This window comes from Flavihumibacter sp. ZG627 (assembly GCF_000814325.1).
GTDB lineage: Bacteria > Bacteroidota > Bacteroidia > Chitinophagales > Chitinophagaceae > Flavihumibacter.
The window spans coordinates 364,319-390,652 of record NZ_JPHF01000001.1 but is presented as its reverse complement, the minus strand read 5'-3'; the positions used below and the strand labels follow the sequence as shown (position 1 = coordinate 390,652).

The following is a 26,334-nucleotide window of genomic DNA, read 5'->3' as shown; positions in this document are numbered from 1 at the left end:
GTATCAGGCTTTGATGAGGTCATGCACCAATTTCTTCAGACCCTGAGGGGATTTGGATTTAACCCGCCGGATCAGTTTTACATAGCCGGGAATTTTTGGGGCTACTAAGGCAGCTTCCAATTTTTCTTTCTCCTGTTTTTTTAATTGAAGCTTACGCTTGTATTCAACGAAGTAACAGGGCAATTTACGAAACAGCTCAAAACCCGCTTCTATCAAAGATTCCCGGTAAGTAGCATATAAATTAAGGAGGTCGGGTCTTTCGTCGGGCAGGAAACGATTATAATCATTATGGAGGTCAGGAACGTAAGGCGAAAATCCACTGAAATGGTAAAACACAAGGGGAAGTTGTGGATCCTCATCTATAAAAAACTTGTAGTCATTTTGTACAAGGAAACGTTCATGCAGGTTCCATGGAGCCATATTATAGCCCTTGTGACGTAATATATGAACCCTCTCAAAATAAACCGGAACAAGGTTTATCCAAAGCTGGTCTGTGAATAGTCCCTTTGCAGGATTATTGTAGCCTTTTTCATAAGTCCTTTCATTCCACCATCTCAGGAAAGCACTAACCCCCTCCGATCTTTGAACCGCCAGGAAACCCAGATTATACAAACCATAATTCAGGAAAAGAGGTTCATCGGGTGTGAAGCCATCCATTGGAAGAGGTGAAAGAATATGCGGTGTCAGGATGATATCATTCTCTGCAAATGCATCATCCAGCGCAGACATGGGGCTCAGCAGGAATGTATCCGGATCCATATAGATTACCCGGTTAGCGTTAATCATATCAAAGAAAAACCGGAAACAGGAAGGCTTAACGCAGGTATTCAATTCAACTATAGAGAATTTTTCTGCCAATAATTTAATGCCGGGTTCCACAGTTTCAATATCAATGATTTCTGCATGAATGGCCTCATAATCAAGTCCAGGCATTCTCTGATCAACCAGGCAGATAAAAAAATGATATTCGGGGTTAAAATTCCGTACAGATTCAGCCAGAACGGATGCCTGTGCGAGATAGTTATTTGAGCAAATGGTAAAGATGATTTTCATGAATTTTAATTAAACATTAAAGATCTTTTTCACCAGTTTTTTATGGAGTGGTAGCTGAATAACCGGGGAAGAAGATTTGGGAATTGAGTGTGAAAGCTGGTAGAGATCTGCCTTGCGGTTTGGAATGAATATTTCAGGGTGTGTAATATTATATATGGCCTGAAGAGGGATATTTGCATGCACGTCTTTCGCATTGCCGGTATTGGTACTATTGTTACCAAAGCCAATATTGGTTACCAGGTTATGGTTGGGAATAATGCAGAGGCCATTATTTATAATTATGGAAAAACCATATTGATAATCCCAGGTTTGCAGCACACCATCACGGGTAGCGCGGGCAGCATTCATAACCCAATTAGCAGTGTGTTCATCCGGAAAAACAGACAGCATCATATCTTCCTTTTCCACCTCAGCTAATTTTTCCATCCGGATATCGTAATTATTCCAGACCCTTCTCCAGCCAGCCCAACCCCAAACATTGGCCATGGACGAGAAATAATAAGAAGCATTTCCCCTGTTGATTCCCATCTGCAAATTAGATCCGCCAATATGCATAACCCGATGGTCGTCCCGAAATTTCTCGAGGAGCTGTGCACAAAAAGGGAAAAAGCTATCGTGGGGTAAACAGTCATCTTCAAGGATGATACCTTCGGGTTCATTTTCAAAGAACCAGGAGATGGCGGAGCTAACAGCCAATTTGCAACCGAGGTTTTGGTCAAGAAATCTTTTTTCAAGCCTGCAGGGCCAGTCTATACTGTCAGCAAGTTTACGAACTGCGTTGCAATCATCTCTTTCACCTTTTACTTCGGGTCGGGGGCCATCGGCTGCTATATAGAGCCTGTCGGGCGCAAATTTCCTGATGCACTCAAATACCCGGGCTGCAGTATCGAGCCGGTTAAAAACGATGAAGAGAACGGCAGGCTTTTTAGTATTCATATAAAATCGCGTTAGGTTGGAAGGCTTTTTTGACGAAGGCTGTCCTGATATTCAGTATGCCATTTGAGTGATCTCTTGAATGACCTTCATAGGTATCAAGTACAACCAGTTTGGTAGAAGATATCCACCTGTCAATCCACCGGTTATTTGCCCACAGACCGGTTTCAAGTTCATAATGTCCCCTTCTGATGGGAAGCGCCAACTCAAAAGAGAGCGTATGGGTGCCGGGTTCAAGGTCAAAAATTTGTCCGGCAAAGTCTGAACTACTAGAATGCAGCAAAACCTGGTCATCATCATATCGTAACATAAATTGCATTTCAGCATTCCTTATTTTTTCAAAGCACTGGAAGCTGATATTCAGCCTGAAATGTTCGCGGGTATAACATGTATGCTCACCCTTAGCGGATTGTCCGGATAACCACCAGCGGGTGAAATGCCCTGGCAAATTCTCAGGAATAGAAGACCTGATTCCCGACTCAGTATCCTGGTTATTACCCTGGTAGGTTTCCAGCACTTCATTAACATCACCCAAAGCTTTCACCATTCCGTTTTCGAGCAGCATTGCCTTATTACATAATTGTTTTACTGCTGAAACATTATGGCTGACAAACAAAATTGTACGGCCGTCCTGCCGGGCGATATCACCCATTTTAGCGATGCATTTTTTCTGGAACTCTGCATCACCCACGGCAAGTACTTCATCAATGATCAGAATCTCAGGTTCCAGGTGTGCAGCCACGGCAAATGCAAGGCGTACAAACATTCCTGAGCTATACCGTTTAACAGGGGTGTCGAGGTATTTTTCAATCCCGGAGAATTCAACTATCTCATCAAAGCGCAGCTTAATTTCCTGTTTCCGCATTCCCAGGATGGCTCCATTGAGAAATATATTCTCCCTGCCGCTAAGATCAGGATGAAAGCCGGTGCCTACTTCCAGTAAAGAAGCCACCCTTCCATCCACATTAATGGTACCAGTAGTAGGTTTCGTAATTTTTGACATCAGTTTTAGCAAGGTTGATTTACCTGCTCCATTCTTTCCAATAATTCCGAATACTTCCCCTTCATTAACACTAAAACCGACATCCTTTAAAGACCATACATAGCCGTTGGCGGGCATGGCTTTGCGATCATTCACTTCTGCCAGTTTCCTGTAGGGATCTTCTTTTCCGGAGAGGCGTACCAATACCCTTTGGAGATCATGGCTAAGCGAACCCGTATTGATCTCACCCAGTTTATACAGTTTGGACAAATTTTCAACCATGATCATTTCCCTACTCATAATTTCTCTTTAGATGCTATCAACAAAATTTTTCTCCACTGAATTAAAGACCACTATACCGATGAATAAAATCACCATAATGCAAGCCGCATCATACCCCAATAAGGCCCAACTGAAATAACCAGAGCCCCAGCATCCATACCTGAAAGCTTCAATGATTCCTGTAAGAGGATTCAGTTTAATAAGGTTAGCATATATGCTGTCGCCCAATTGATGGAGAGGGAAAATCACCGGAGAAAGAAACATCAATAACTGGATGGCGAAACTAACCAGGTGTAATAAATCCTTGTATTTGGTAGTGAGTGAAGAGATGATCAATCCACCCCCGAAACCAATAGCCATAACCATCAGGAGCAGTAGGGGAAACAATAGAATATAAGCATTGGGCACAAGTGACACACCCTGGAAGAAGTAGTAAAAATAAATTGCCAGGAAGAGGAACCCCTGTATAAAAAAGCGGACAAGATTTGTTATGATCAGTGAAACCGGAATGATGATCCGGGGAAAATATACTTTGGAAAGAATGGCTGTATTGTCTTTGAAAAAAGTGGAAGTGCGGATAATACATTCAGAGAAATAAGACCAGATGAGTAATCCGCTAAGGTAAAAAAGTGTGGGTGGGATATTACCGGTTGAGAATTTACCCAGTCGCGAAAAAACGATCATATAGACCAGTGCGGTGAGGAGGGGTTGAATAAAGAACCAAAGCGGACCAAAGATAGTTTGCTTATACACAGCGAGTATATCACGTCTTACGAGGATAAAAAGAAGGTCGCGGTAGTTCCAGATCTCTTTGAGGTCGAGATGAAATATATTATTCCGGGCAGAAATGGTTTCTCTCCATTTCCGGGGATGAGTGATATCAGACATAGTTTTTGTTTCGGTTGAAGGAAGCCAGCAGCAGGTATTTTGCCATCGACAGGAAATTGCGAACAGTAAAATAGCGGGTGAATGACCATGCCAGGAAATGCCTTGTGATGGTAAGCCAGCTATAATTCAGTTGGATAAGTTTTTGCAGGAAAACCTGGAGGGAATGCCAGTGATGCAGACGGAACTGACGCGGGTTGCCTCCCGCAATTGTAATTGGTAGGATCTTCTTCCATTTTCTGCTGATGATAATCGCGGTTTTTACCCACTCACGGTCGGGGTTACCCTCTGAGAAATGATGAAGGGTAATATCGAAGATCACATAGAGCGCATATTTCTGACCAACCTGTAAAGAGTAGTCAATATCATAGCCGTGAAAACCGGGGAAAGTTTGCTGATCAAATTTAAATTCATTCCAAACCTCTTTTCTCGTGCAGAGGAAGACTCCATCGAGGGCAACCACTCTTCTTTTTTTCTCAAATTGTAAGGAGCCTGTTGTTCGGAAATGCATAGCAGGCTGGGGATTGTGTTTAAAATGCTGGTATACGTTAATCTCGTTGCTGACGAGAGGAATAGACCAGGAACCAGGCACCAGGCTTTTGGCATCGCCGCCTGCGATGCCAACTATACCAATCTGATGATTGCTAAGATGGTTTATGACTAGTTGACCCCAACCTTTGGTATCGAACTTTACATCCTCGTGTATGAAGCATAGAAAAGGATAGCGACTCATTGCTGCCGCCTCATTGTACACCTGGGAGATACCTTTGTTCTGCCCGCGGTTGTCAATAGCGATCAGTTCATAGGGGAGTCCTACTGTTTGATGGATATTATCTCTCAGTGCAGACAGGCCGGCGGGATTTATGGAACAAATTATTATAGAAATAGCCTGCATAATGCTAACATATCAGGCCAAAGTTATCGGTAGTGGAATACCTGGGTATTACTAAGAGGTTATCAAATTATTATGGAGGGATGGAGGGGTGGATTAATAACGAGAGATCTGCGCCTTTAAGAGTTTGCGGGCGAAGTGGATCCTGGATTTGATGGTTCCGAGGGGTTCGCCGAGCATATCTGCAATTTCGTGGTATTTGAAACCATCGAAATAAAGCAGGAATGGGTTACGGAAAATTTCAGGAAGCTTGTGAACGGCTTCGTGGATCTCCTTTATTTTAAGATTGCTTTCGGCGGCGTTGGCTGCAACCACCTGGTTGTAGTCGAGGAGAAAGTCGTTGGGTGTATTATCGAATATTGTATTCTGTTTAGCCTTCCTGCGGTAGTTATTGATAAATATGTTCCGCATGATGGTATAGAGCCATGCCTTGATATTGGTGCCAACGTTATATTTTTCCTTATTGGCGATGGCGCGGTACATGGTTTCCTGGAACAGGTCTTGTGCGGCTTCGTTATCGCGGGTAAGGGTAATGGCAAAAGGACGAAGAAACTCCGCGTTGTTCACCAGCATCTCATTGAAGTCAGCTTTTGACATGGCTAATGTGTTTAAGTGTTAAGAGTCCAAATTTAAACAAAATTCTAAGTTTAACCAACGATTATCTTGCTAATAAATGTTAAAATTTATGCAAGTGCGGCTATAAACTCCATTACCGCAGGTAGTGACAGTTTAAAGGTGACTGATTCCGGTACTTTCTTTTTGTACTGTTGTGTAAGCAATCCGGATACCACCAGTTTATGTGATCCGCAGCGGTTATGGTAGTTGGTCAGGAAACGCTCAAAATTGAAGTTAGCAGCTACGGAAGTAAGATGGGTGTATAGGAAATCTGGTTGCTTGAGGTTAGCTACAAACTCCACGTCTTTCAGGGGCAGGTTGGCGCCCATATAGAGAACGTTTACACCTTTGCTTTTGAGCAGGTAGTAGGTAAAGAGGAGGCCGATCTCATGGTGTTCGCCTTCTGGCATGAAAAGGAGGACGGTTTTGTTGATACGTACGTGGGAGAAGGCGCCTTCGATTCCCACGATCAGTTTTTGGCGGATGATATTGGTTACGAGGTGTTCCTGGGCTGGATTGATATGGTTGGTCATCCACAGGATACCTATCTTTTCGAGGAAGGGGAAGATGACCTGGGTTATGGTTTTATCTACTCCGCGGGCGGTGATATAGGTATCGAGGACTGCTTCGAAGTCTTCGATATTCATATCCACCATATGCTGGATCAGTTCGTTGACGATGCGTTCCTGTTGGGCCTGGGCGTTTCCGATGGTGAGGATACGGTCGCGGATTTCGCCGGGGTGCATTTTATCGATATGGCTGATCTTGTAGCCGTACTTGTTGAGCAGGGCGATGTTGAGGATTGATTTCAGTTCATCGGTGCTGTAGTAACGGATATTGGTTTCGGTCCGCTGGGGTTTGAGGAAGTTGTATCGCTGCTCCCATATGCGGATGGTATGGGCCTTGATGCCGGAGAGGTTTTCAAGATCCTTAATAGTGAAGGCGTTCATGGTTGCAGATTTTGTGTTTAAATATCGTTAGTATGAAATTAAACAGAAATCTGTAGAAAAGGTTTGGATTTGGATTAAAAAATGGGGGATTGCGGGTGTTTTGGGGCTGTGTTTTTGATCCAGATGGGCTAAGAAAGTTGTTTCATTAGGAGTTTGTCTGAAATTTTGAGGCAACGGATCGGAAGAATGGGAAGGTTAGCAACAACTGATAAAAAGCGAAACCTGCGAACACGCCGATAAAGTTTGCGCCCATATCGCTCCATTCGAAGGATCGGCCGGTAAACTGCTGGAGGTATTCGGTTAATATTGAGAGCAGGGTAACCAGGAGGAACTGGCTAAGGGGGTTTTTCCAGATGGCGGTTGCCAGGAGGTAGCAAGCGCTGAATAGAGTGGTATGCATGAATACATCGTTGAACAGGAGATGGTTCCTGCTCAGGAATTTGGGTACTGCGGGGGTGAGGAAAAGAAAGAATACTGCGGCGATCACTACGCACCAGCCCATCCAGGGCTTCCAAAGGTTTTTCATGGGCCTGCATAGACAAGTGGCGTGCCAGAAACTGTGAAGGTTTTCTTTAGGTGGGGCTACTACAATGTGTGATGGGGAGCAGATCTTACAAATTGCAACTAGCGGGTGGGGCAACCAGAATGTGTGATGGGGAGCAGGTCTTACAAATTGCAACTAGCTGGGGTAGTATGCTCGAAAAAAGCAGGTTTTTTATAGACCTATATATGAATCAATAAAACCACATAATGTTCCATATATGAATCACTATACCAGTTGGTTTAATTTTCTGATGGATTTTACACTAAACCCGTTTTGTAAAAATCGGCAGGCATAGACTAAATCAAGTAGTGATGCTTTTGAGGGATTTGATTTTCTTTTTTAAAGGAAGCTTTCTGGGGATCTTTGATTTTACTACTGGAGTCTTATTAACTTTTTTACTAGTAGCAGGAATTGCAGTGATTTGGAATTGAATATTAAATGCTTCCTGAATTTTAGCAATTGTGAGGAGGTTGATCAATTTATCGCCACGAAATAATTGAGTGATAAAGCTAGGCGATGTTTGAAGGGCCTCCGCCAGTTCTTTCTTCTTAATAGGTTTGTCACCATAAAATTTCTGCAGTTCACTTAGAAACCGGAACATGATCATTTTGGCTTCATGCTCCAATTTTTCATGATTATTATCAAAAGAAAAGACGTCTTCAAACTCTTTTGAGACCTCAAATTTTTCTTTAAATTTCATACTCAAGCCCTCCTATTTCCTATAAATTAAAATTAAGCTATAGGTTAATTAAAAACAAGAGAAATCACTCCTTCTGATAGCGCGAGAGGCGCAGGTAGATCTCCCACATCCCGGCCTGGTCGAGCAGACTGCGCACTTCCTGCTGGCCGATGAGGTTGCGGACATTGCGCTCGCGGCGCCAAACGCGGTCGGCGTAGCGCTGCATGGCGTTCATGTATTGAGGATCGTTGTCGATGGCGTAGAGTTCTTCGTAGCCGCGGAGAAGCACAGCATTAAACCAATAAGTGGAATGAAAAATATCGTAACTAAAGAAATGTTCGAAGCTTGCACGGGCAAGTTGACGGGCTTCGGTTATATAAGCGTTATCGCTTGTTATGCGGAAGAGTTTTGCATTGGCCTGAATCATGATGCCCGTGTTATAAGAGTAGGTAGCAGTATCGATCTTATTTCCATCAGGCAGTTTGATATTATCCCAATAAACGCCCTTCGGACTGCGAAGCCAACGGTTCACCCATCTGTATAAGAGTTTTGCGGTATCGAGATAGGAAGATTTTCCGGTGGCTTCATAAAGCTGCAGGGCCAGCACAATACCCGGACCATTGGAACAGGTGTTCTTGGTGGAGCGATTGCCTTCTTTCCAATAGATACCGCCGCCGCTGGTGCTATCCCAGCCCGTCATCATATAACGATATATCTCTTTTGACATGTTGAGATACTGAGGGTTCTTGTTTTTCGCATAGGCATCCATGAGAGCGATGCCGATCCACTGGTTGTCGTCGTAAAAACGATCGCCTCCACCCATGCTGATCACATAGGAAGCATAGCCGGGAGCAGGTGGTCGGGTGTCGTAATATTGCTGGATCGACTTGAGGACCTGGTCCACCCTGGTAGTGGCATCTGGATTGACGGCTACTGGCTTTTCGGCATCCTTTGCGTCGGCCAGTTGCATGCACTGGATCAGCGCGCAGAGAGGCCAGAGATAAGAATAGGGTTTTTCATTGGCGGAGGGCGTATCGGTTTCGCGATAGAGTGCTACGGAAGGTTCATAAAATACCTGGCGAATATTGCCTTCCATGAGTAAAGCACGGGTACGGTTGGCGGGCTGTAAGCTTGATGGTGGAGTTTTTGAGGTGGATGGGGTTGATTGCGCTGAGGAATTTGCGCTGAAAATTTGAAGGAGCAGCAAACATGACAGCGTATTCCAAAATAATTTGGCGATCGCTGATTCAATTTTTGAGATCGTTGACCTAAGTAAAGGAAGGCTCGCTTTCATTTCCATTATTTGTTGCAAGGGGAAAGTGATTCTCATGTTCAGCACGGAAATTAGAGCAATTGTTTTGTTCAGCGGCGAAAAATGGAGAGATGAGATGGAGGGATGGAGAGGTGGAGGGATGGAATGGAGGGATGGAGAGATGGTGGGATGGAAGTCGTTTTGGAGCTGCGGAAATTTTTTACAAATCGAAAGTGGGGAACTACTCAGTAAATAAAATTTTACTTTACATATTTTGTAAAGATTTTGGTATCTTTAAGAATGGAAATAACCGATGTGCGTAGTGGGATGCAAAAAGCCATTATTATCAAGGAGGTTACAGAAGATGACTTTAAAATTATAACTAAAAAGCGATTCTCTTTTACGTGGAAGACATTTAAAAAAACAACCATTATTTATACGCTTCAAATTGATGGTGAAGAAGATATACTAGGGCTAATGGGTTTGATAGATTTGCCTGAAGAAAAAAGAATAGAAATTAAACTTCTAGCATGTTCTCTGGAAAATATAGGAAAAGAAAAACGTTATGATGGGATAGCTGGATGTTTAATTGCATTTGCCTGCCGACAGGCGGTTTCCAAATATCAGGATCATGCATGCATTTCTTTAATTCCCAAGACTATATTAACAAAGCACTATATGAAAAAATACTACATGCAGTCTGCAGGCCGGCAATTGTACCTCGAAGGAAATTCCCTATTAAAAATATTGAGAGAGTATATATGAAAAACAAAAAAATAAACTCAATTCAACACAGTGAACAGGAACTTGCGGAAGCTATTGTTTTTCCTGTATCACTTACTGTTGCCCAAAAGAAGGAATCAGCAGCACTACTTGCAACAGCAAGAGAAAAAAGTCAACAGGAAATGAGTTCCTCTGACAGGCAGGCGCTGCAAATTTTACATCTGAAATATCAGCTTGAGGATTATATCAGAGACGATAAATCTTTCAATCCTGATTTCAATTTTGGATATTTTCTTAAACAATATGTGAAAATCCTTAAACTTAAAAGAAAAGATTTTGCTAGTGAAATAAGTATTGATGAATCATTGTTAAGCCAGTTCATCAATATGCATCGCACACCTCCCGAATATATTATAGTACGCCTTGAAATTCATTCAAATAATAATATACCAGCAACCCATTGGTATAAATTAATTGAGAAAGAGAAAGTTCAGACCCTTAGGACCGATAAAGAATTAAGGAAAAAAGAAAGCAGGTTTGTGCGAAAAAAAATTGCGGGTTAACAACTTTTCGAAAAATGGAGGGATGGAGGGATGGAAGCCATTTCAAAAGAGCCTCGAATCCCAGAAATAATCTTCTGTTGTTACCAGCTTAACTTTTGATCTGAATTTTGGATGTTCAAAATTTATTAGATAGTTATATTCATGCGGCACAACGGCTGAAGGCACTTTTAAAATAAGCGTATCCTGGCGTTTAATCCAATCGGATCCAATTTTTTGTAATTGAGAATATGCACCCAGAGACCTCCAGTTATCCGGAAGAATATTGGCCGGAATAAGCCTGATAAATTGATCATCATCCGGGATATGTATTACCATTACCCTGAATGAATCATCAGGCCTGACAGCCCCTTTATGAACAATTAATTCAAGGGTAGAAAGCGATCGTGAAGAGGAAGTATAAATAACTGATTGCCCTTTAAAATTCCACCTGTTAGCATTTCCGGAGGCTATTAATGAACTGGAATAAATTTCCTTAGCGATTCTGAAAACTTCCATTGCTTACACATTATCACCAAATTCAATTGCCGTAAGTCGATCATCTATAAATTTTATTCCCGTGATTGTATTCAGGAATGATCCGGGAGTCTCATTGTCGAGGAAGAAATTTTTTGTATAAAGCCACTTATCAAATTCATCTTTCGATCCAAAAACACTAATGCCATGTTTGATTACAGTTAATAATAGCAGTACATGTTCTTTGATATTTTCTTTATACACAGCATCGGGTTTACGATAATCTCTGAAGGTACGAACGCTGAGGTTCAGCCATCCGGCAATGATATCATCATTGAGATGTGTAAGTTCTCTGAGGGCATTTAAATATTTCCAGTTAATATCCTTTTTGTGCAGTAAATACAAAATCTCACTATCGTTCAATTGTGCAGGTACATGCTTCATTACCCCATATTCCAACTCACTTGCTTTTACCATGGATTTAATTTATACTTCTAATTTACACTAAAAAGGCAATATTTCCTATTCATTGCGGCAATTTCGCCTGGGCGAAATAAAACACATCCCTGCATGGAGAAAAATGAGGAGGCGGAATGGAGAGATGGAGAGATGGAGAGATGGAAGTGGTTTTGGAGGTGCGGGAATTTTTTACAAATCGAAAGTGGGTCTTTTATTGTTTTCGATTTGTTCTTCAAACCATTGAAGGTAATTTTCAATCTGTGATACCAGATAATAAGGGAGATTCAACAATTGGACAATTTTGCCGGAGGGGGTTGTGATGGTTGAATGCAATATTTCACCGGCATATAATCGAACGGCAATATTGTGCGGAGCCTGGTCCATAAATAAAGCTAAGGAACGCATAGTTCCGGTAGCTCCTGATTTTACTTCAACCGGAATGAGTTTCTCCTTATAAAGGAATATGTAATCGACCTCTGCTATGGAAGTAGACTTTTCTCTTACTGAAGTGCATCCGGAACTTCCTGTATCTCATCAATATTTTAAAATATTTGTCACAGAATTAGGGCATTTTTCTACTTTTTTTGTATCAGAATTAGGGCAGTTAGATTAGATAAACAGCTATAAACAGGTGTAAAATAAAGCGCATCCCTGCATCGCAGATGCGCTTCTTTTTGACATTGCGAAGCTGCCTAAGTACTGTTCTTAATGCGGGCAATGGAACTGTGAATACGGACTTTCTGGATGGTGGAGTTTCCTGCGAGATCCCAGGCTTTGAAATGAAAGCTCGCGGCTGCCGAAAGGTTGTGGTTTTTGTGCAGCTTGTATTCCCATCTATCGATATCGGGATGGTAGTGGGCATCATTTTCTTCTAAGAGGAAACCGAAGACATTGATAACGCGGCACATGACCCGGGTAACGCAAACATTGTCGCTGGCCCTGATGAAGATGCTGTCACCTTTACGTCGATGGTAGCCGGAGATATCCCAGCCGTGAATACGCGGCGCCTGCATATAGTCTTTGATGGCCACTGTGTAAATTGTCTGGTCTTCCTTTGTGAATAACTGGTATGCCTGTTTAAGTGATGGATCGGATTCAACCGTTTTAGCAAAGTTTGCAGCTAAGCGGAATTTTTCCCGATTGTTCAATTGTTTATCTGTTGCCTGGTAATTGGTGAAATTGGGTTTACGTGTTACGAGTAATTTGTTTCGATGTTGGCGGAGAACAGCATTGGGAAGTTTTCCATCCATATACATCTGGAGGAGGATATCATTTTTTGTCATAGCGTGAGAATTTAAAATTGGTTTAAGAACTGGTTACAAAATCTGTTCGGATCTGATAGTTATATTTCCTGCAAGGTCTTCTGCACTTACCTGAATAGTTGTACCACGGAGTGAATTGTTTGGAATGCTGATAAAGTAGATCCAATAACAGAAACTGATATCTTCAACTGCATTTCCCTCTTCTAACAATTGACCATTAGCCAGGTGAATCGAAACTTTAACGCTGATCACTTTAAAATCATCAATCGCTTCAATTCTGATCATATCACCTGCCTTCCCCAAATAGCCAGAAGCATTTATTTCATTTATTTCAGGCGGCAAATAAGCGTCGCGGAAAGCTACATTACCAGCAGTCCTTCCTTTTCTCGCTTTAGTCGCGTATAATTCTTTAAGGTCTGGATTCTGCATTGCCCAGCCTGCGTACTTTGCTGCCTTGTAAAATGCATCCTGCCGAATAGATTCCTGAATGGTGGGCTTGCGGTTTTTACTTTTGGTTTTTGGTGCAGCGCAAACAATGGTTTTATTTCCACGTCTTTTAAAGACCAGGTTACCAACACGGCCCCTCATGCCGCTCATAATTGGATTGTTACAAATTGCCATTTTAAATAGTTTTTATTGGTGATTAAATTTTTAAAGAACCCCGGCCGGCGCGGCCGGGGTTTGAAAGGAATGGATGGTTATCCCTTCACCGCAATCTGGCTCACGGCAGAAGCTACTGTTGCTGCCACTCCGAGATAACCGGCTATCGTAGTAATGATAGCGGGTAAGGCTACGGGTGAGGCGAGCAGGGCACCGCTAACTGCCGCCAGGGCCAATGCGATGTTGCGCAGTTTTAGAAATAAGCCCGGAGTTGGTGCGGTAGCGCGTTCTACCAGGCTGAGTTTATCGATTTCGGATTGTTTCATACAGATTGAATTTTAAAGTGAATAATAATCCGGCAGCTTGTCGACCAGCAGCCAGATCGGTTTTTCAAGGGTACTGAGTTTAAAAACGAGGCCCATCAACTTTTTAAAGGCCTTAGCCGATGCGGTTCCTTTGCCGGGTGCTTCGAGTGTACTTACCGGGGCTATACAGCCCTTCAACTCTTTGGCCGCATCGTTGGCCTTATGGATCAGGATCAGCGTTCTACCCGGAACGGATTGCAACATCAGGTGCAGTTTGTGTCGTTTACTATAGCGGAAAACCAGTTTGAATTTCCCTTCAGGAATACATGACTCCATGCGGATATTATTCCGCCAGGGGAGTTCGATCGTATAACAAAGGGCTTTGCCGTTATGGCTAAGTATTCCGTTGGTGCCCGACTCATAGTACCTGCGTTGTAAATGCAGTTCCATGGTTAAAGCTGTTGATCAAGTGTGACCTGGTTACCGGGAATATCGGAGGCGCTTACCCGAATCAATGAACCAACCGTTGCAGGGTTCAACTGTGAGGTGGTATAAGTCCAGTCGATCAGATTCTGTTCCTGAATGGCCAGTCCCTGTTTCAGCAGGTTACCCTGCGGATCATAAATAGAGATGGTAACATTTGCAACAGAAAAATTATCCGTCACTTTAACCATAATCCTCTCCCCCACTGAACCACTATAAGCCTCTGCTCTGATATTTTCGATCACCGGCGCTTTAAATGCATCGGCAAAAGCAACGTTGGCAAAAGTCTGGTAAGGCTTGGCTGCTGCAGCATAGCGCGCTTTGAGTTCGGGATTATCTTTAACTCCTTTTGCAAAGAGTACACAATCCCTGAATTTCAAACGGGTGACTGCCTGTTGCTCGCTGGCTTTTAACAGTGGATTACTTGCCGGCATCTTTCCGAGATAGGTTCTACCACCTCTTGTACGCACGAGCATTTGTTTGCCGATTGCGCCGCCGAAGCCATTCATAAACATATTGGTTTTATTACGTGCCATTTTACTTAGTTTTTAAAAAAGGTTTGGATAAATTTTGATACCGTTTTTTTAAGAAATTAACCCTTGCTCTATCCTTGCTCCATCCTTGCTCTATCCTTGCTCCATCGCTGCTCTGATTTTTAAAGCGATTTTGCAATGATTCAGGATCGGGATTTTAAGAACTAAAGCAGATCAATTTCAGTTTGATGATTCAGCAACCCAGGCCTTTAATTCCTGCGGAGGGAACGAACCGGGGACGCACTTCCCGGTTCGCTGTGCGTCACCCCGCAGGAGAGGGCCGGAGCGGCCGGCTTCTTTAGAACACCACCATACTTTTCATCAACTCATTGTAATAAGCCCTGCCGATGGGAAGGCGCTTATCATTGACCTGTACATTATAGCCTTCAAAGAATTGAATATGGCTTCTGCCAATGATATAGCTCTTGTGGATCCTGATGAAAGCCTCGGCTGGTAATTTGTCGGCCAGATCTTCCAATGGTCTTCTGACCAGATGGGATTTTTTGGCTGTTGTATGAATGCGACAGTAATTGTTGGACGACTCTACCAGGAGTATGTCTTCCAGGGCCACCCTGTAACGGCGGTTGTTGTTTCTGATGTACAGTTCATGAAGTTGCATGGTTGGTTATTGATGGGGTTAAAGAATTAATCAACTATAAGAATGGAAGAAGTTGTTTCAAAATTTATGTGGTGAACGACATAAATATGTATGTGAACAACATAAAACGGATGGTGAACAACATTTCAGGATAGTGAAAAAATGGACAGAGCTTGCCCCCTTGCCTTTTGCAGATCGGATTTTTTAGGTCCGATTCTGCAATTAGCATTATCAATTTTGATATTTCGGGGAGTTTGGTTAGAAATTCAATGGTGTCCATTTACCATTGGCGAAGAGAGCAGACTGGCCTGGACTAAGTTGCCAGGAATCTTTACCTGCTTCAAAGCTGATATCGGCATTTAATGCATCGAGTCGTATAGAATCGCCTGCCATGGCCGCGTTGATGCGTGCAGTTCCTGAAGGAATGCGTACATTATACTCTTTAACGTTGATGTATAAACGCGCTTTATGAGAACCGCTTACATCAAACAATGCATCGCCTTTGAGGGTAACAATTCTGGTACTACGGAATTTCATCGGATAGTTGACAGAAGCATTTGGTGAGAGTTGAATTGTTGAGCTATCCGGGAGTATTACAGAAAGGTTACTATCGGCCGGTGCTGTTTTGGTGAACATCCTGAAATCCTTTGCTGCATTGCCTTCGCCTGCCATAATGATAGGATTGTTCTGTTGTTCCCATTGTACCGCGAGGTGAATAAGCCATGCAGAGAGGCAGAAGATGAAAAAGGCGGCAAGGTTGTATTCGAAAGTGCCGCGGGCAAACCATTTATTTGTTTTCTCTTCCAGGAATGCGAGGCTGGGGTCAGCGATACTCTTATCGATCCAACTTTCAAACATTTCCATATTGCGATCATTGGCAAGGATCCAATCATCGAGCTCTTCCATTTCAGCAATAGAAAGTGTATTACGAAAAAAGCAAGTCATCAGGTATCTTGCCCGGGCCGCAGGGGCCAGGTACCTGGAAATTGTTTCAAAGATTATTTGTGCCATAAGTTCCAAAGTTTTGTTTGCGCCAGACATTAGGCTTGGCCGCAACTATTTTTTTAAAATCATTGACAAGGTGAGATGCACTACAATAACCACAGAGCGGGGCTATATCATCAAGCTTCTTAGTTGTATGTGACAAATATTTTTTTGTGAGTTCAATGCGATGCTTTGACAGGAAATCCTTAATTGTCATATCCTCAAAATCACTGAACTCCTTCTGTATGGTAGTGGTGTTAACTCCCACCATTTTGGCTAATTCTTCGATGGTATAACGCTTCTCAAGATTAAAACGAATTATATGTTCAAGTTTCATTATCTCGTGATAATAACGACTTACTTTTGTATCCTTCAGTAGTGCATCTATATGTGCCATCAATAGATTTTGCAAAGTAGTATTATAGAATACGTACATGTGGTTACCCAGGTAATTATGAATGAATAATTCGTGAACCAACGCAGACATTGACGACGTGCTATAATAAATATTGTTGGTGGCAAGCGACTCGGCGTCAGGTATCATTTCATGAAGCAGTTGCAGATAGAAAACCAAAATTTCTGCACCCTCCTTTTCGCATGCCTGGAAAACATACTCACGTTGATTAGTTAAGATATAATTTCCAACTTTTAACTGTTGGGGCTCAGCATCAGGTTTCTTAATTTGCGCAGCACCACGAAAAAGATATTCTATACGAATACAATCGGGGATTTCCTCCACGCTAACATCTGCCGGACGGTAGTAGGCAAATTTCCGATAGCAGATTCCCGATACTTTTGAATGTATATTCTGAACTGCTATTTTACCATGGAAAGCGTCACCTAAAAAGTAATTACAACCCCTGATAAACAAATCTTTTAAATGTCTGGGATTAATTTGATCGAATGTTATTGGTTCCCTGGATTTGCGATAAAGTTTGAATAACACGATAAACAATTTAAGGGTGATAAATTGTTCATGGGGCAGGACTAAGAGGGAGGGGACGGAGTGGAAAACTGGAAAATCCAATTGGATAAATCACTAACGGTAATGATCAGGTAAACTTAAATACGGAGATTGAAAAAAGCAAATTCCGGATCAGGAAATACCCGATTATGCAAGTTTTATTGCCGATTTTGATATTGTTAATTAATAAAAGGGAGAAAAACACGGTATTTTTCAAGCTGGAGTAGCGTGATCAGGCAGGGGTTTAGCCGAATTAGCGTTCCAACATTAACAGCTTATTTGGAGCAAAGAGGGTGAAATAGCGTAATTTTGTGTTCTACGATTGCCTGCAGCCTTGCAGGCTATTTTTATGCCTGCAGCCTAACACACACACACAAAAGAAAAATGATGAAAACTAATAATCAGCAAATGCCTTACCGCAGTCTGCTAACTCCCAATAGCAGGAGAATGTATGTTGCGGGTGCTGTAAAAAACAAAGGCAAGGAAACTGAAAAGCAGGAATTCCGCAAAAAGATCTCTATTGCCAACTATTTTTCAGGTCCGAACTGTATTTTTCAGCCATAGGATTTTTAGTCCTTTCCCTTGAAAATACTGCCGATCTCTTTACCGATCTTCTGGATGGTTTCAATGCCCTTGCTTAGCGGTTCGGCATTGATGTCATCGTATTCCTCGAACTTATTACCCGAATCGTACTGACTTGGATAGACCAGCAGGCGGGAATTCTGTTCGAAATATTTTTCCAGCTTCTGGTAGATATTATCAATGGCCGGCTGGAAGGATACAGACCCTCTCCTGCCGGTAAAGATGACCATGATATCTTCTTGCCGGATACTGCGTGAAAGCACCAGGAAATCATCCCATTCGTCAAAATTCGTGAACGATATTAGTCCTGATTTCACCGAAATTATATAGTTGTTTACAGAGGCCTGGGTTTTAGTATTGCAATAGCATATAACGGGCACGGTCAGTTCTTTAGAGAGCCTCAGCAGCAGGTCGAGACAGGAAGAGAATCCCTTCTCTAATTCAACCATTGGTGGAAGGAATAGCAGTATACGCTTATGTGCTGCAAGCAGGTTATTAGTGCGGGTAATAAAAACGTTCTTATCGATATGCGATAAGAGCTGGTCTGTTCTTTCCCCAAAAAATATATCTACCAGGTTTTTCTTCACCGGCCAATCAAGCAATATCAGGCTTGCCATGATCTCCTTGGATGTCCGGATAATACCACTATTGATATTATGATCGATAGAGGCAATGATATTTATATTGGTTTCGGTAGCAGAAGCTATCTGGTATGTTTTTTCGAGTTTTTTCCTCGCCACCTGCAGGTTCTGTTCTGCCTCTTCATTATTCGGCACTACCGATAAGAGGGTGATGGGATTAGGCGATTTTTTATCCTTCAGCAATATTGCCAGTTCCAGCATTTGTTCCACTCTCTTAAAATCTTCCACCGGCAGCAGGATATGTTCTTCATTAAGGGGGGATTCCTGTGCATTAACCAGGTTGGTTTCCGAATCCATGACAATCTGCCGGGTAGCATTTTCCGTAGCAAAAGAGGCCACGAGGCAGGTGATGAGTATCAGGATGATGGTACCATTCAGGATATTTTCATCCAGTATGCCTTCACGGAAACCAACGAGGATGATTGCCAGTGTAGCTGCTGCATGGGCTGAGCTCAGTCCAAATATCAATTGCCGTTCCTGCCGCTTATAACGGAAGATCTTTTGTGTGGCGAAAGCTGCCAGCCATTTTCCCAGCAGGGCAGTAATGGTAAGCACGCCAGCTACTACCAGTGCTGTATAACCGCTGAATATCACACTTACATCAACCAGCATTCCGACGCTGATCAGGAAGAAGGGAATAAAAATAGCATTCCCGATGAATTCTATACGGTTCATCAATGCGGAGGAATGGGGGATCAGTTTGTTGAGTGCGAGTCCGGCCACGAAAGCCCCGATAATTGCTTCCACACCCGCCACTTCTGCGAGAAAGGCTGCGAAGAAAACCACCGAGAGTACAAAGATATAGTGGGAGGTTTTTTCGCTTTCCAGTTTACGGAAAAACCATTTGGCGATACGGGGAACCAGCAGAAACATGATGGCGGAAAAAATAGCGAGGGAGGTTCCCAGGCGAATCCAGAATTCCTGGTTCAGGTTGCCTTTGCTGGAGCCCATGATGATGGCCAGGATTATCAGCACAGCGGTATCGGTGAGGATGGTGCCTCCTACCGTGATGGCTACGGCGCTATGCTTGGCGATACCAAAACGCGTTACTATGGGATAGGCCACCAGGGTATGGGTAGCAAACATGCTGGCGGTGAGGAAGCTGGCTTCGGGACCATAACCAAGCACATAATAACAAACGGGGTAGCCAAGTGTGAGTGGGATAAAAAAGGTTAAGGCACCAAATACAAAACTTTTATTCTTGTGTTTCTGGAATTCATTAAGGTCGAGTTCAAGTCCGGCGATGAACATGATATAAAGCAGGCCGATGGTGGAGAAAAGGTCAACGGCGGAGTTCTTTGCGAGGATATTAAAGCCATGTGGACCAATCACCACGCCGGAAATAATAAGTCCGATTATACCCGGGATATTGATCTTACGGAGCAGTATAGGCGAGAGCAAAATGATGAGCAGGATCAGTGAAAATATCAGCACCGGGTTTGTGAGTGGCCGGTGAAATTCTTCCAATAGTTCCTTAAGAAAATTCTCGTTCATAGGAGCACAATTTAAAACTATTCTATTAAGGAGGGGGGGGCAATGAAGTTCTCATTTATTTAACAGGCAGATCAAATAAAAATTATAATCTTCATTAGTTAAACCTTATATATATGCGAATACTATTGATAGCAATTCTGTTCGGCTGCGCTATGCATGCGCAGGCACAAAATACTCCTGAACAATTTGAGCCGGGAATCATTTCAACGGGTGGTGAATTTGGCCTGACGATTTCGCCAGATTCCAGGATCGCACTCTGGGTTTATTCCGGCGGCGGGCGCGATACTTTGCAGATCATGCAATCGGAGAAATTTCGGGGCAGGTGGACCAAGCCTGTTGTGGCAAGTTTTTCTACCCGCAATGCAGAGTGGAAGGATATAGATCCCATGTTTAGTCCGGATGGTAAAACAGTTCTGTTTCAAAGCAACCGGCCAGTGGCGGGCAGGCCTGAGCGGAAGGGATTTGATATCTGGGCGGTGAAGAGAAACGGCAATGGCTGGACGGACCCTTATCATTTGGGAAATACCATCAATACAGATAGTTCCGAATCTTATGCTTCGATGGCTGGGAATGGAAATATCTATTTTATGAAATCGAATGAGGATGGTGTGGGGAGTTCTGATATTTATGTATCAGCATGGAAGGATGGCGAATACCAGCTACCGCAGAACCTGGGTGTGCCGATAAATACGAGCGGGCGGGAATCCAATCCTTACATATCGCCGGAGGAAGATTATCTGATCTATTTCTCTACCGATTCAAGTGGATATGGGGAGATAGATCTCTATATCAGTTTTCGCAAAGATGGAAGCTGGGGCAAGCCTTTAAACCTGGGTATGCCGATCAATTCAGCGGTAGCAGAATTTTGTCCCTTCGTGCATCAAAAGGAAAAGAGATTGTACTTCAGTCGGCAAACGCGCAATGGAAAACGGTTTACAGAGCAATTATACTCCGTGGATTTTGATGTTGAGAAGTACAGGAAATAGCGTGCGGTTTATAAAATATAGATGGTTGGCGGCACCAATTCCAAAACGATGATTACCTGGTAACCTATATGAGGCATTACAAAAGTAAAAACATCGCCTTCCATTGCACGGATATATTGCTTTATCATACCATTAGCAACAAGGAGCTCGTCTAAAAATGCTGGAGGTTTCATGATGCCGGGTACCATAATAGCAAGCGCTACCTGTTGCCGGAAGAAACAGAGTGTGAATTCAGGTTTAGCAATACCATTGGAAGCTTCAATTATTGTACTGTACAATTTATCTAAGACTATTTCCAGTTTCACGGGGTCACCCATCGCGTAACCGGCAACTCCCTTATAACTGATAGCCGGATCTATTGAATCGGGATAGAGGATATCGAGGGCGGAAACTATTTTTCCGAATTCCAGTACCACATTAATTTCTTCCAAATCAGGATCGGCATCTTCAACGGTACTGCTTACCCGCAATTGATCATTGTATAACGCTTTAAGGTCATCCAACTGGTGCTGCAGTTTAATGAGGCCCTGGTGGGGGATTTCACCGGCCAAGTGATTTGCATGTTCATAAATGGCATCTAACCTTGTCTGCATCTCTGTTTTTGCCAATTGAGCATGAAATACCGTTTGAAGGTAATAACTAATATACTGATCGAGTACCATGATGGTGGTAAGAAAAGCCTGGGGCTGACCATTAAAATTTGGGTCCAGCACCTCGATATTAGTTTCCAGCCAAATGTAGGTTCCATCATCGCCACGGAATCGGAAAATTATGCTGGGCTCGGCCGAGATGTCGCCCCGCAGGTTTCGGATCCACCAGGTTATAAGGTGCCGTTTATCGATCGGGTAAATACGATCCAATATTTGTTGGCCGCTCCAACCTGTCAACTGCAAACCCAACAGATCTTCCAGGTTACTGGAGATGTACACTACGCGCCCCTGCGCATCATGATAGGTGTTACAGGTATCAGGGTTGATATTGATTATAGGTTTGAGGATGGATTGATGCATACCCTAAAATAATAAATATTCGGTGATAGGTAAACGCAGACAAAAAATACAGTAGCTATGATCAGGGAAAATATTTTTTATAGGCAAGGATTGGCTTTTCGAAATAATTCCAGGAAAGCCATGAAAAGCCAAAAACAATGACGGCTTTTATCAGCGCACCTGCCGCCCAATGTAAGCCCGGTATATCGGGAACAAGCAGGTGAAATAAATATATGCCATAGCTTATTTTACCTGTTTCCAGCAGAAAAGGATTCTCCCAGAAAAAACTACTGCTTCTATTATAATCATTTCGGGATACAAGGAAGACGATCAATAATATGCCAACGAAAGAACCAAGCAATCTGCGTTGATTTATAAAAAAGTCAATAGACAGATAATTGCCAAATGACACCAATAGAAATAATACCAATGCCAACCAGGGTAGATAGTTTATTGGAGTTAATTCATTTCTTGAATTCTGATGGCGATACCAGGCAAATAATCCTCCCATAGCAAATGAATCCAGGCATGCAAAAGTTGATGCATCAAATATGTTATGATGTCTAGCCTGATATCTTACAAATACAGCCAATGCGGTCAATATTAAAGCAAGTAAGGGAAAGCTTCTTCCTTTGAAGAAAAACAATAACATGGGCCAAATAAGGTAGTATTGCTCTTCTACTGCAAGTGACCAAAAATGCGCAATTGTACTGGGCCAGTAGTCCAGTTGAATAACATGCCAGTTGGTGGTAAAGCTGATCAACCATTTCCAGGCAGATTGTTCAAAGGATGGTAAATATTTCATCAATAACCAGGTCAGGAATAAGGCAAGTGCATAGGCGGGCACTATCCTTAATATCCTCCGTGCAATAAAATTTCTATAATTCAACAATGAAACCCGACTAAAAATATCATTGTTACCAGTCAATTTTGAAAGTAGAATTCCTGTAATGAGAAAGCCACTCAGTGTAAAAAAAATATCTACACCCAATGATCCTAGTTGGAGTTTTCGAAGATGATGAGAAAGAGGGAGCCAATGCTGGAACATAACAAATGCTACAGCAAAAGCACGGATTGTATTTAGACTTTTAACATAGGATAAGTTTTCGACCATATAACCAGTATTCAGTTGGAAAGTTAACCGTTAACTGATTAACATCATTGTGGTGTGAGGTTTCTTTCTACTTTATTAGAGATGGATGGAATTGACATCAGGTATTTGTAGATAGCTGCTGCTTCCTTATCCGTTAGTTCTGGGTAAGGTTTCATGGGATATCGCAATGCGGCTTCGCCATCTTTGATTCCCGATTTAAGTGCTTTTACAAATTTTTCTTCCGACCAGTTACCGATACCGGTTGCCTTATCAGGAGTAAGGTTTGGTGTTGGCATTACTTTTCCCTCTTCGTTAAGCGGTTTATTACCCCCACCAAAATAGCCTTCACTGAGTTCCGGAACAAGGAAATCGTTTGTTTTAAAATCGGCTGAATGGCAGGAAAAACATTCCAGGTTTTTGCGAGATAGCCTCCCAGTTCAATGGCGTTGGATGTATCCGGCATTGGGATTGGCGCGGTTGGCATCGGGAATGGCTTGAAGATAGTATTGGTGAGAGCTTTTGTAAGGAATGAAGGCTTTGCTGGCTGGTCAGGAATATCAGCCGGTGCAACCATGCGATCGTTAGATTTAAGAAAGGCGATTATGGCATTGATATCCTGGTCAGCCATCAGGGGCAGTTTAGCCATATAAGGCGGTGCATATTTACCATCTCTTTTGATACCGGTTCTAAGCAGGAAGAGGATCTCCCCTTCTGTCCAGTCGCCTATGCCATAAGTTTTGTGCTGGGTAATGTTAGGCGCATGAATTTCACCAAATTCTTTAGGCGCATCAACCATCGGTCTGCCGGTTAATTGCCGGGTTTCGGGGTTGAGGTGGCAGCTTGCACATAACATGGATGCAAGTTTTTTCCCTCTGAGAAGGGAGGCGGAATCAGTATTGAGTGAAATGGCAGGTTTTTCAACCGGGTAAGATGGGATGCCTTTCACTTGTATAAACAGGAAAGCGGCCAGCAATATCAATACTATTGTTGCGCCGCCATAGATGAGAATCTTTCTCATAATCAGAGCTTGATGGTTTAGGAAGGGTTAATCCATAATATTACAAATTTATTTCAGATAAGAAAAGAGAATAAGAAGAGGATATTATATCAAGCTTGAATTAAGGAGTTTACCACTATCGAGAATTGGTTTGATACTTTCCACCAGGTGGGATGATTGCCTAAGGGCATCGAGATGGCGTTGGTGGTGGAGATCAGTTCCGAGGAAGGAGACCAGTTTATGTTTTGTGAGATACTGCGCCAGTTGAAGTGCTGGCTTGCCGTAGTAGCCAGTGAGGGAATTTAGGTTAACCTGCAACAGAACGCCCATGTCAGATATTTGCTGAAAAATTTCGGGTTGGGCAGCCAGGTAGTTATAACGTTCGGGATGAGCAAGAACAGGTTGGTAGCCCTGGATAAGAAGATCAAAGAAAACTGTTTTCCAATCGAATGGAAGGGCGACAAAAGAAAACTCTACCAGAACGTAATTATTATTAAGCGTCCTGAGTGGTGCTTTCTCTTTAAGAAGATTAGTGAAATGATCATCGATCATATATTCGGCGGCAGCATGCAGGGTAAATGAAACATTCACCAAAGAGGCGGCAACATTTAATCTTGAATGCGCATCGCCAATAGTATTATCATCATTCCGGTAAAGATCCCATAAGATGTGGGGAGTGGTAATAAAACTGCTGAAGCCGAGCTCTGTCAGTCCATTGATCAGATGCAAGGATGTTTCCGTATCAGGAGATCCGTCATCAATGCCGGGGAGCAGATGAGAATGCATGTCGATACCAATGACAGAGAGGTCAGGGATGAGGGGAAGCTTTTTTTTAAACAGGGAGAACATGGTGCCGGTCAGGCGTGTTGTTTTTTAAAATCAGCATACACAGCTTTAATGCCTTCTTCTAACCCTATTCTATGCTTCCAACCAAGCGTGTGTAATTTTTCGACATTCATCAACTTTCTTGGAGTACCATCTGGTTTGGAAAGATCATGTTCAATTGTTCCTTGATAGCCAACAACTTTCTGAACCAATAAAGCCAGTTCCTTAATGGAAATATCCTCACCAACTCCAATATTCAAAAGTCCCGGCTCGTTATAATTTTCCATAAGAAAATAGCATGCATCAGCAAGATCATCAGCGTGGAGGAATTCGCGTTTAGGTGTACCAGTTCCCCACATTGTTACTGTGGGTTGATTATTGATTTTTGCCTCATGAAATTTCCTGATAAGTGCAGGCAGTACATGAGAATTCTTTAGATCGTAATTATCGTTAGGGCCGTATAAATTGGTAGGCATAACGGAAATGAAATCACAACCATATTGAGAGCGGTATGCGTCACAAAGTTTGATCCCCGCAATTTTTGCAATAGCATAAGGCTCATTGGTAGGTTCCAACTCACCAGTAAGAAGGTATTCTTCTTTAAGGGGTTGCGGAGCCAGTTTCGGATAGATACAGGAGGAACCCAGGAACATGAGTTTTTTTACTCCTGAAGTGTAGGCAGAATGGATAACATTATTCTGGATCATCAGGTTGTCATAAAGGAACTCACCTCGATATATGTTATTAGCCATGATTCCTCCCACTTTAGCTGCGGCCAGAAATACATACTCGGGTTTTTCCTGTTCAAAAAAATCTGCTACTGCTTGCTGGTTACGGAGGTCTAATTCTGCAGAAGTACGCAAGATGAAGTTGGAAAATCCAGCTTCTTTCAATCTCCGGTGAATTGCAGAGCCCACCATACCTCTATGACCCGCTATATAAATTTTTGAAGAAACGTCAAACATATAATATGTTAATAGCTATTTTTTCCTAATACTCTTGCCTTAATTCTGCCCGCAAAGCCTCTAAGTCTTTTTATTGGGTTGGTTTCGAAATGATGATGAAGAATTTTGATTTCATCAAACTCTTTGTCAATTTTCAATTGCGGAAGCAGGTGAGGTCGTGCATTATACTTTTTATTCGGCACTTCCACCAGTTTGAGTCCGATTTTTTTTCCAAACTGATCCTTAAATAATAATTCATTAAAATGATGCTGGTCGCAAAAATAACCCGAGCGCATACGAGATGAATCCTCCTCCAATACCCTCTTAATCCACTCATTGATAAATGCTGTCATGATTGGAGATTTTGAGAAAGCAAATACACCAGTATTATAACAATCAGGATCAACATAATCTATGAACCTGGTATAGGCTTCGTTCCATTCACATAATACCCTGTTAGCAATCACGAGATCATAGTTCAGTAAGAAATCAAAGAGTTCATAAACCGACTCTTTGATTATAGTATCTGAATCCAGAAATAATGTATGATCAAAAGGCGAACGAGTTAAGGAACTAACTTTTGTTTTAAAAGGATTTCCCAGGTCAGGAATGATGATGATATCATCAAACTGCGAAGGCTTCCTGATATTATCCGGAGTAATTAATACAATAGGAACATTTTTATGATGCCGTCTGAATGTACGGGCAGAAAAAATTGCTTCATCAATGAAGCGCTTACCCTGAGCAAAATATAAAACGCCTCTTGTAATTATCCTTTTATTCACGGCT

33 protein-coding genes are annotated in these 26,334 nt (G+C 42.5%); 5 read left to right on the top strand and 28 right to left on the bottom strand.

The genetic code is table 11. The annotated features are described in order from the left end of the window. Positions 1-3: 3 nt before the first annotated feature. From HY58_RS01740 to HY58_RS01695, 10 genes are all read right to left on the bottom strand, one after another. Positions 4-1,053: a hypothetical protein gene (locus HY58_RS01740; protein WP_052323757.1), complete on the bottom strand. Its 1,050-nt coding sequence runs from the start codon at positions 1,051-1,053 to the stop codon at positions 4-6. Positions 1,054-1,062: 9 nt separating this feature from the next. After that, on the bottom strand, positions 1,063-1,989 hold the full coding sequence (locus HY58_RS01735; RefSeq protein ID WP_039126775.1) for a hypothetical protein: 927 nt from the start codon (positions 1,987-1,989) through the stop codon (positions 1,063-1,065). Continuing rightward, on the bottom strand, positions 1,979-3,268 hold the full coding sequence (locus HY58_RS18665) for a polysaccharide ABC transporter ATP-binding protein (RefSeq protein WP_052323756.1): 1,290 nt from the start codon (positions 3,266-3,268) through the stop codon (positions 1,979-1,981). Before HY58_RS18665 ends, HY58_RS01735 begins: the two co-directional genes overlap by 11 nt. Positions 3,269-3,277: 9 nt before the next feature. Beyond that, positions 3,278-4,138, bottom strand: a complete 861-nt coding sequence (locus HY58_RS01725) for an ABC transporter permease (RefSeq protein ID WP_052323755.1) — start codon at positions 4,136-4,138, stop codon at positions 3,278-3,280. Beyond that, complete coding sequence (locus tag HY58_RS01720) at positions 4,131-5,030, bottom strand: glycosyltransferase (protein WP_052323754.1); 900 nt, start codon at positions 5,028-5,030, stop codon at positions 4,131-4,133. The genes HY58_RS01725 and HY58_RS01720 overlap by 8 nt, the downstream gene beginning before the upstream one ends. Positions 5,031-5,123: 93 nt before the next feature. After that, positions 5,124-5,624 (bottom strand): RNA polymerase sigma factor, encoded by a 501-nt coding sequence (locus HY58_RS01715; protein WP_039126773.1) that lies wholly within the window; start codon positions 5,622-5,624, stop codon positions 5,124-5,126. An 86-nt stretch (positions 5,625-5,710) separates the two neighbouring features. Then, positions 5,711-6,592 carry a MerR family transcriptional regulator gene (locus HY58_RS01710; RefSeq protein WP_039126770.1) on the bottom strand — a complete coding sequence of 294 codons (882 nt, stop codon included), beginning with the start codon at positions 6,590-6,592 and terminating at the stop codon, positions 5,711-5,713. A 145-nt stretch (positions 6,593-6,737) separates the two neighbouring features. Then, positions 6,738-7,118, bottom strand: a complete 381-nt coding sequence (locus HY58_RS01705; RefSeq protein ID WP_039126767.1) for a VanZ family protein — start codon at positions 7,116-7,118, stop codon at positions 6,738-6,740. A 319-nt stretch (positions 7,119-7,437) separates the two neighbouring features. Next, positions 7,438-7,836: a helix-turn-helix transcriptional regulator gene (locus HY58_RS01700; RefSeq protein WP_039126765.1), complete on the bottom strand. Its 399-nt coding sequence runs from the start codon at positions 7,834-7,836 to the stop codon at positions 7,438-7,440. Positions 7,837-7,900: 64 nt separating this feature from the next. Further along, a complete protein-coding gene (locus HY58_RS01695; protein WP_039126763.1) occupies positions 7,901-9,145 on the bottom strand; it encodes a glycoside hydrolase family 76 protein in 1,245 nt (414 codons plus the stop codon). Here HY58_RS01695 and HY58_RS01690 point away from each other — a divergent pair. Genes HY58_RS01690 through HY58_RS01680 form a run of 3 tightly spaced genes read left to right on the top strand, consistent with a single transcriptional unit; the run spans position 9,144 to position 10,353 of the window. Next, complete coding sequence (locus HY58_RS01690; protein ID WP_039126760.1) at positions 9,144-9,323, top strand: hypothetical protein; 180 nt, start codon at positions 9,144-9,146, stop codon at positions 9,321-9,323. The two genes, HY58_RS01695 and HY58_RS01690, sit on opposite strands and share 2 nt — an antisense overlap. Positions 9,324-9,367: 44 nt before the next feature. Further along, on the top strand, positions 9,368-9,832 hold the full coding sequence (locus HY58_RS01685; protein WP_039126757.1) for a hypothetical protein: 465 nt from the start codon (positions 9,368-9,370) through the stop codon (positions 9,830-9,832). After that, positions 9,829-10,353: a hypothetical protein gene (locus HY58_RS01680; RefSeq protein ID WP_039126753.1), complete on the top strand. Its 525-nt coding sequence runs from the start codon at positions 9,829-9,831 to the stop codon at positions 10,351-10,353. The genes HY58_RS01685 and HY58_RS01680 overlap by 4 nt, the downstream gene beginning before the upstream one ends. Positions 10,354-10,395: 42 nt before the next feature. Here HY58_RS01680 and HY58_RS01675 read toward each other — a convergent pair whose 3' ends face one another. The 10 genes from HY58_RS01675 to HY58_RS01625 all read right to left on the bottom strand — a co-directional run bounded on the left by HY58_RS01675 (position 10,396) and on the right by HY58_RS01625 (position 16,976). Then, positions 10,396-10,848, bottom strand: a complete 453-nt coding sequence (locus HY58_RS01675; protein WP_039126750.1) for an RES family NAD+ phosphorylase — start codon at positions 10,846-10,848, stop codon at positions 10,396-10,398. A 3-nt stretch (positions 10,849-10,851) separates the two neighbouring features. Continuing rightward, a complete protein-coding gene (locus HY58_RS01670) occupies positions 10,852-11,283 on the bottom strand; it encodes an antitoxin Xre/MbcA/ParS toxin-binding domain-containing protein (protein ID WP_039126748.1) in 432 nt (143 codons plus the stop codon). A 674-nt stretch (positions 11,284-11,957) separates the two neighbouring features. Continuing rightward, positions 11,958-12,548 (bottom strand): hypothetical protein, encoded by a 591-nt coding sequence (locus HY58_RS18660; RefSeq protein WP_052323753.1) that lies wholly within the window; start codon positions 12,546-12,548, stop codon positions 11,958-11,960. A 33-nt stretch (positions 12,549-12,581) separates the two neighbouring features. Next, positions 12,582-13,148 carry a hypothetical protein gene (locus tag HY58_RS01655; protein ID WP_039126741.1) on the bottom strand — a complete coding sequence of 189 codons (567 nt, stop codon included), beginning with the start codon at positions 13,146-13,148 and terminating at the stop codon, positions 12,582-12,584. 77 nt (positions 13,149-13,225) lie between these two features. Then, on the bottom strand, positions 13,226-13,453 hold the full coding sequence (locus HY58_RS01650; RefSeq protein ID WP_039126738.1) for a hypothetical protein: 228 nt from the start codon (positions 13,451-13,453) through the stop codon (positions 13,226-13,228). 12 nt (positions 13,454-13,465) lie between these two features. Beyond that, positions 13,466-13,882, bottom strand: coding sequence for a DUF5675 family protein (locus HY58_RS01645; protein WP_039126735.1), 417 nt, complete (start codon positions 13,880-13,882; stop codon positions 13,466-13,468). Between the two features lie 2 nt (positions 13,883-13,884). Next, positions 13,885-14,451 (bottom strand): hypothetical protein, encoded by a 567-nt coding sequence (locus tag HY58_RS18655; protein WP_052323751.1) that lies wholly within the window; start codon positions 14,449-14,451, stop codon positions 13,885-13,887. A gap of 295 nt (positions 14,452-14,746) precedes the next feature. Continuing rightward, positions 14,747-15,067 carry a LytTR family DNA-binding domain-containing protein gene (locus HY58_RS01635; protein ID WP_052323750.1) on the bottom strand — a complete coding sequence of 107 codons (321 nt, stop codon included), beginning with the start codon at positions 15,065-15,067 and terminating at the stop codon, positions 14,747-14,749. Positions 15,068-15,304: 237 nt separating this feature from the next. Beyond that, positions 15,305-16,057 (bottom strand): FecR domain-containing protein, encoded by a 753-nt coding sequence (locus tag HY58_RS01630; RefSeq protein WP_039126732.1) that lies wholly within the window; start codon positions 16,055-16,057, stop codon positions 15,305-15,307. Then, positions 16,038-16,976, bottom strand: coding sequence for an AraC family transcriptional regulator (locus HY58_RS01625; RefSeq protein ID WP_039126730.1), 939 nt, complete (start codon positions 16,974-16,976; stop codon positions 16,038-16,040). Before HY58_RS01625 ends, HY58_RS01630 begins: the two co-directional genes overlap by 20 nt. Positions 16,977-17,381: 405 nt before the next feature. On the opposite strand from HY58_RS01625, the gene HY58_RS01620 reads away from it, so the two are divergent. Further along, complete coding sequence (locus HY58_RS01620) at positions 17,382-17,558, top strand: hypothetical protein (RefSeq protein WP_156123531.1); 177 nt, start codon at positions 17,382-17,384, stop codon at positions 17,556-17,558. 5 nt (positions 17,559-17,563) lie between these two features. Here the strand turns inward: HY58_RS01620 and HY58_RS01615 are convergent, their stop codons facing one another. After that, positions 17,564-19,711: a cation:proton antiporter gene (locus HY58_RS01615; protein ID WP_039126722.1), complete on the bottom strand. Its 2,148-nt coding sequence runs from the start codon at positions 19,709-19,711 to the stop codon at positions 17,564-17,566. Between the two features lie 113 nt (positions 19,712-19,824). Here HY58_RS01615 and HY58_RS01610 point away from each other — a divergent pair, with 113 nt between their 5' ends. Further along, positions 19,825-20,697, top strand: coding sequence for a PD40 domain-containing protein (locus tag HY58_RS01610; RefSeq protein ID WP_082022023.1), 873 nt, complete (start codon positions 19,825-19,827; stop codon positions 20,695-20,697). Positions 20,698-20,705: 8 nt separating this feature from the next. On the opposite strand, the gene HY58_RS01605 is transcribed toward HY58_RS01610, so the two are convergent. The 7 genes from HY58_RS01605 to HY58_RS01580 all read right to left on the bottom strand — a co-directional run bounded on the left by HY58_RS01605 (position 20,706) and on the right by HY58_RS01580 (position 26,330). Beyond that, the gene (locus HY58_RS01605) at positions 20,706-21,707 is read right to left on the bottom strand and encodes a PAS domain-containing protein (protein WP_039126719.1); all 1,002 of its coding nucleotides are present in this window, start codon (positions 21,705-21,707) and stop codon (positions 20,706-20,708) included. 61 nt (positions 21,708-21,768) lie between these two features. Further along, complete coding sequence (locus tag HY58_RS18650) at positions 21,769-22,800, bottom strand: acyltransferase (protein WP_052323748.1); 1,032 nt, start codon at positions 22,798-22,800, stop codon at positions 21,769-21,771. 44 nt (positions 22,801-22,844) lie between these two features. Further along, positions 22,845-23,192 carry a cytochrome c gene (locus tag HY58_RS19730; protein ID WP_216593764.1) on the bottom strand — a complete coding sequence of 116 codons (348 nt, stop codon included), beginning with the start codon at positions 23,190-23,192 and terminating at the stop codon, positions 22,845-22,847. Then, positions 23,075-23,797, bottom strand: a complete 723-nt coding sequence (locus HY58_RS01595; RefSeq protein ID WP_216593755.1) for a cytochrome c — start codon at positions 23,795-23,797, stop codon at positions 23,075-23,077. Before HY58_RS01595 ends, HY58_RS19730 begins: the two co-directional genes overlap by 118 nt. An 84-nt stretch (positions 23,798-23,881) precedes the next feature. Continuing rightward, positions 23,882-24,625, bottom strand: a complete 744-nt coding sequence (locus tag HY58_RS01590) for a tyrosine-protein phosphatase (protein WP_039126717.1) — start codon at positions 24,623-24,625, stop codon at positions 23,882-23,884. 8 nt (positions 24,626-24,633) lie between these two features. Continuing rightward, positions 24,634-25,566, bottom strand: a complete 933-nt coding sequence (locus HY58_RS01585) for a GDP-L-fucose synthase (protein ID WP_039126715.1) — start codon at positions 25,564-25,566, stop codon at positions 24,634-24,636. An 8-nt stretch (positions 25,567-25,574) separates the two neighbouring features. Further along, positions 25,575-26,330 carry a hypothetical protein gene (locus tag HY58_RS01580; RefSeq protein WP_039126713.1) on the bottom strand — a complete coding sequence of 252 codons (756 nt, stop codon included), beginning with the start codon at positions 26,328-26,330 and terminating at the stop codon, positions 25,575-25,577. Positions 26,331-26,334: the final 4 nt, after the last annotated feature.